The following is a 5,364-nucleotide window of genomic DNA, read 5'->3' as shown; positions in this document are numbered from 1 at the left end:
GTCGAGATCGAGCACGGGCGAGCCTGCGAAGATGCAGACCGAAATCGCCGCGACGAAATCCTTCACCGGCGACTTCGCGATCCTGCCCGACGCGAGCAGTTTGCCGACCGCATCGTGCGCGGCGACGAACGCGCCGGTGATGCTGGCCGTGCGCGTGCCGCCGTCCGCCTGGATGACGTCGCAGTCGATATGCAGCGTGCGCGCGCCCAGTTTCTCGAGGTCGAACACGGAACGCAGCGCGCGCCCGATCAGACGTTGGATTTCCTGCGTGCGCCCAGTCTGCTTGCCGCGCGCGGCTTCGCGGTCGCTGCGCGTGTGCGGGGCGCGCGGCAGCAGGCCGTATTCGGCGGTGAGCCCGCCCTGGCCGCGATCGCGCAGAAACGACGGCACGGTCTCCGCGATGCTCGCGGTGCAGATCACCTTGGTGTCGCCGAATTCGACCAGCACCGAGCCCTCCGCGTGCTTCGTGTAGTGGCGCGTGATGCGCACTTCGCGCAGTGCGTCGGCGGTGCGCCCGCTCGGGCGTTGGACGGTATCGGTCATGGTCGGCATGAAAAGCTGGGAAGCGGCGTACGCCGCGAGGAAAGGGGAGAAACCGCAATTTTACCGTTTCGACGGCGGTGCATGCCGCGTGCCGGGTAGGAGCCCGCTACGGCGGGCGTGCTCGACAAAAATGGGATAATGCGCTTTCAACGCTTTCGCGCCGGATCGACGCGCGAAGCGGCTCGAACAACCGGCCGGCGACGGCCCCAATCGCGAGACGGACGATGATTTACAGCATGACAGGCTACGCGAGCGCGACGCGCGAACTCGCTGCCGCCGGCGGCACCGGCGCCATGAGCGTCTCGGTCGAACTGCGCACCGTGAATTCGCGTTTTCTCGATCTGAACTTTCGCATGCCCGAAGAGGCGCGCACGTGCGAGCCCACGCTGCGCGAAATGCTGATGACGAAGCTCTCGCGCGGCAAGGTCGATATCCGCGTGAACTTCCAGCGTAGCGAACAAACGGCGACGGCCGGCTCGCTCAACCGCGACGCGCTCGATCAACTGGCCACGCTCGAGCGTGCGGTCATCGAGGCGTTTCCGGGGTGCGAGCGCATGCGCACCGGCGAGATTCTGCGCTGGCCCGGCGTGCTCGCCGAATCGAACGTCTCCCCGGACGCGTTGCGCGACGCGGTGCTCGCGTGCGGCAAGCAGGCAATCGGCGAACTCGTCGACGTTCGCGCGCGCGAGGGCGCGCAGCTTGCGGCCATGCTGCTCGGCAACGTGACGGAAATGGAAGCGATCGTCGCGCGCATCACGCCGCTCGTGCCCGAGCTCATCGCCAAGCATCAGCAGAAGATCGTCGAGCGGCTGCAGGAAGCGCTCGGCCTCGCGGCGCCCGATGCGGCCGCGACCATCGTCTCGCGCGAGGAGATCGCCGAGCGCATTCGTCAAGAAGTGACGATGTACGGCATTCGCATCGATATCGCCGAAGAGCTCTCGCGCCTGACCGCGCATTTGAACGAAACGCGTCACGTGATCGAGAAGGGCGGCAAGGTCGGCAAGCGCCTCGACTTCATGATGCAAGAGCTCAATCGAGAGGCGAATACGCTCGGTTCGAAGGCGGCGGCCAAGGAACTGGCCGACGCCTCGATGACGCTCAAGCTCCTGATCGAGCAGATGCGCGAGCAAGTGCAAAACCTGGAGTAAGAACGATCATGATCGAGCCCACGCACGAATCGAGCGCGCCGCGCCAAGCGCCGCGCAATCCCTACGCCGGCGCCTACCCGGGCAATCTCTTCATGGTGGTCGCACCGTCGGGCGCGGGCAAGTCGACGCTCGTGAACGCGCTGCTTGCGCGCGATCCGGCGATCCGTCTGTCGATTTCGTACACGACTCGCAAGCCTCGTCCGGGCGAACAGGACGGCCAGCACTATCACTTCACCACGGTCGATGATTTCCTCGCGCGCCACGGCAGCGGCGAATTCCTCGAGAGCGCCGAAGTGCACGGCAATTACTACGCCACCTCGCGCTTGTGGATCGAAGAGCAGATGAAGAGCGGCCACGACGTGCTGCTCGAAATCGACTGGCAAGGTGCGCAGCAGGTGAAAAAGCAGTTCCGCAACGCGGTGGAAATCTTCATTCTGCCGCCGTCGCTCACCGCGCTCGAAGAGCGGCTCAAGAAGCGCGGGCAAGACGAGCCGAACGTCATCACGCGCCGGCTGCTCGCGGCCGGCAGCGAGATCGCGCATGCGCCCGAATCGGAGTACGTCATCATCAACGAGCATTTCGAGCGCGCGCTCGAGCAGTTGCAGTGCGTGGTCGACGCGACGCGTCTGCGCTTCGCCTCGCAATACGCGCGACATACGGAGCTCTTCGTCGAACTCGGCATTCATTTGCCGCATGCCGACTGAGGGCGCGCGAAGGCGAGTCCTTGCGCACATAAGGTAGAATGAGCAACATATTGAGAAGGAATTTCGAAACATGGCCCGCATTACCGTCGAAGACTGCCTGAAGCAAATCCCGAATCGTTTCGAGCTGGCGCTTGCCGCGACGTATCGTGCACGTCAGCTCGCGCAAGGCCACACGCCGAAGATCGAAAGCCGCGACAAACCCACGGTCGTCGCGCTGCGCGAGATCGCTTCGGGGCAAGTCGGCCTCGAGATGCTGAAGAAGGTCCCCGTCTAAAGCATCAGACACGCTAGGCGCATCGCGCGCCTAGCGTTGTTCTTTGCCATGCCAGTTCGCGCATAGCCCGCATAGCGATCGATACGGAGGCGAAAATGAGCGCTACCCCATCGTCCGCCTCCGCTTCAGCCGATTCCGTGCATCTCGAGCACGAGCAAGACGTCGAAGCGCCCGGCCCGGCGCGCAAGTACATCGACGCGGTCCTCGAACAATCGTTTCGCCACCTGTTCGGGCCGACCGCCACCCCGGAGCAACCCCGCAGGCACGATGTCGTTTCCATTGCGAAACTGACCTCCATGCTGGCCGGCTATCTGAGCCCGGAAGAGATCAAAGAGGTCAAGGCCGCGTTCCACTTCGGGGATGAGGCGCACCTAGGTCAATATCGCCACAGCGGCGAGCCGTACATCACGCACCCTGTCGCCGTCGCCGAAACCTGCGCCGGCTGGAAGCTCGATGCGCAGTCGATCATGGCCGCGCTATTGCACGACGTCATGGAAGACCAGGGCGTCACGAAAACCGAGCTCGCGGAGCGTTTTGGCCCGAAGGTGGCGGAACTCGTCGACGGCCTCTCGAAGCTCGACAAAATGGAGTTTCGCAATCGCGAGGAGGCGCAGGCGGAAAACTTCCGCAAAATGCTGCTCGCGATGGCGCGCGATGTCCGCGTGATCCTGGTCAAGCTGGCGGACCGGCTGCACAACATGCGCACGCTCGGCGCCGTGCCGCCCGAGAAACGCCGGCGCGTCGCGCGCGAGACGCTCGACATCTACGCGCCGATCGCGCACCGCCTCGGCTTGAACAACACCTATCGCGAGCTGCAGGATCTAAGCTTCGCGAATTTCAACCCGCACCGCTACGCCACGCTCGAGAAGGCCGTCAAGGCCGCGCGCGGCAACCGGCGCGAGGTGGTCGGCAAGATCTTGGAATCGGTGCAGCGGGCGATTGCCGACGCGCAGATCGAAGCCGAGGTCACCGGCCGCGAGAAGACCATCTTCAGCATTTACAAGAAGATGCGCGACAAGCAGTTGTCGTTCTCGCAAGTGCTCGATGTCTACGGTTTCCGCGTCGTGGTGGACAGCGCGCTCGAATGCTATACGTGCATCGGCGTGCTGCACGCGCTCTACAAGCCGGTCCCGGGCAAGTTCAAGGACTACATCGCGATCCCGAAGGTCAACGGCTATCAGTCGCTGCATACGACGCTCGTCGGCCCGTTCGGCGCGCCGATCGAGTTTCAGGTGCGCACGCGCAAGATGCACGAGATCGCCGAGGCCGGCGTGGCGGCGCACTGGCTCTACAAGAACGGCGGCGCCGATCTGAACGACGTGCAAAAGCGCGCGCATCAGTGGCTCAAGTCGTTGCTCGACATTCAAAGCGAAGCGGGGGATTCGAGCGAATTCCTCGAGCACGTGAAGATCGACCTGTTCCCCGATGCGGTCTACGTCTTTACGCCGAAGTCGAAGATCATGGCGCTGCCGCGCGGGTCGACCGCGCTCGATTTCGCGTATTCGATTCACAGCGATCTCGGCAATCAATGCGTCGCCGTGAAAATCAATAATGAGCTGCTGCCGCTGCGCACCGAGCTCAAGAGCGGCGACATCGTCGAAGTCATCACCGCGCCGTACTCGAAACCGAATCCGGCTTGGCTAGGCTTCGTCCGCACAGGCAAGGCGCGTTCGGCCATTCGCCACTATCTGAAGACGATGCGGCTGAACGAGTCGGTTCAGCTGGGCGAGCGCCTCGTCGACCAGAGCCTGAAGGGCTACGGCCTTGCGCTGGCCGATGTCGAGCCCGAGGTATGGGAGAAGCTCGTGCAATGGACCGGCAACAAAAACCGGCAGGAGATCTTCGCCGACATCGGCCTCGGGCGCCGCGTGGCGGCTGTCATGGCCAAGCGGATCGAGGTGCTCATCAGCGGGCGCGATGGCGATGAGGATCATGGCCGCGGCGAGCATGGCAATCATGCCGGCGCGCCGCATGCGCCGCCGGTCGTCATTACGGGCACCGAGGGGATGTCGGTGCAGCTGTCGGCGTGCTGCAGGCCCATTCCGGGCGACGACATCATGGGCTACATCGGCATCGGCCTGGGTATGGCGATTCATACGACCGACTGCCGGGTTGCGCAGCGTATTCACCGGCGCGATCCGGGGCGTTGGATCGACGTGGCATGGGCGCCCCAGCCGGGCCGGCTGTTCGACGTGGCCGTCAAGGTGCTCGTGCGCAACGTGAAGGGCGTATTCGCGCGGGTGGCCGCCGACATCACGTCGGCCGACGCGAACATCGTGCATATTGCGATGGACGAGGACGTGTCCCAAGAGTCGACCGTGCTGCGGTTCGTCATTCAGGTGAGCGACCGCGTGCATCTGGCCAACGTGATGCGCCGAGTGAGGACGAATCCCGATGTCATGCGGATCGTCCGCGAGCGTCCTAGCGAAGACGGTCATCATCGGCACGATGGCGGCATGCGTATCGAGCGAGAGCGCGGCGACTATTGAGAGAGGGTGAGGGTGTCGGGCCCGTCGCGGTGCGGTGGGCTCGCCAGGCCTTTCGGACGAAGGACGACATCGCAAAGGGAGGCCGCAAAAACAAAGGGCCTTCCGAATGGAAGGCCCTTCATAGGTGGCGCGGCTGGCAGGATTCGAACCCACGACCCCTTGGTTCGTAGCCAAGTACTCTATCCAACTGAGCTACAGCCGCACGC

Annotated in this window: 5 protein-coding genes and 1 tRNA gene; 4 read left to right on the top strand and 2 right to left on the bottom strand. The window is 64.0% G+C overall.

The window, feature by feature from the left end:
* The coding region (gene rph, locus ACTHNR_RS20210) for a ribonuclease PH (RefSeq protein WP_440549439.1) at nt 1–543 on the bottom strand (543 nt) is incomplete at its 3' end.
* Nucleotides 544–767: 224 nt separating this feature from the next.
* Between rph and ACTHNR_RS20205 the strand changes: the two genes are divergently transcribed.
* The 4 genes from ACTHNR_RS20205 (at nt 768) to ACTHNR_RS20190 (ending at nt 5,158) form a co-directional block, all read left to right on the top strand.
* A complete protein-coding gene (locus ACTHNR_RS20205) occupies nt 768–1,691 on the top strand; it encodes a YicC/YloC family endoribonuclease (RefSeq protein ID WP_440549438.1) in 924 nt (307 codons plus the stop codon).
* A gap of 8 nt (nt 1,692–1,699) precedes the next feature.
* Entirely contained in the window at nt 1,700–2,395 is a 696-nt protein-coding gene (gene gmk, locus ACTHNR_RS20200) for a guanylate kinase (protein WP_440549437.1), read from the top strand.
* Nucleotides 2,396–2,465: 70 nt separating this feature from the next.
* Nucleotides 2,466–2,669, top strand: a complete 204-nt coding sequence (rpoZ, locus tag ACTHNR_RS20195; RefSeq protein ID WP_027817423.1) for a DNA-directed RNA polymerase subunit omega — start codon at nt 2,466–2,468, stop codon at nt 2,667–2,669.
* Between the two features lie 95 nt (nt 2,670–2,764).
* Nucleotides 2,765–5,158, top strand: coding sequence for a RelA/SpoT family protein (locus ACTHNR_RS20190; RefSeq protein ID WP_440549436.1), 2,394 nt, complete (start codon nt 2,765–2,767; stop codon nt 5,156–5,158).
* 125 nt (nt 5,159–5,283) lie between these two features.
* Here the strand turns inward: ACTHNR_RS20190 and ACTHNR_RS20185 are convergent.
* Nucleotides 5,284–5,360 (bottom strand) — tRNA-Arg (locus ACTHNR_RS20185).
* Nucleotides 5,361–5,364: the final 4 nt, after the last annotated feature.

Source organism: Trinickia sp., from assembly GCF_051954495.1.
Classification (GTDB): domain Bacteria; phylum Pseudomonadota; class Gammaproteobacteria; order Burkholderiales; family Burkholderiaceae; genus Trinickia.
This window is presented reverse-complemented; position numbering and strand designations above follow the sequence as displayed.

Coding starts and splice junctions, on each gene's coding strand:
- ACTHNR_RS20205 (WP_440549438.1), top strand. CDS start 768: ATGATTTACAGCATGACAGGCTACGCGAGCGCGACGCGCGAACTCGCT.
- gmk (WP_440549437.1), top strand. CDS start 1,700: ATGATCGAGCCCACGCACGAATCGAGCGCGCCGCGCCAAGCGCCGCGC.
- rpoZ (WP_027817423.1), top strand. CDS start 2,466: ATGGCCCGCATTACCGTCGAAGACTGCCTGAAGCAAATCCCGAATCGT.
- ACTHNR_RS20190 (WP_440549436.1), top strand. CDS start 2,765: ATGAGCGCTACCCCATCGTCCGCCTCCGCTTCAGCCGATTCCGTGCAT.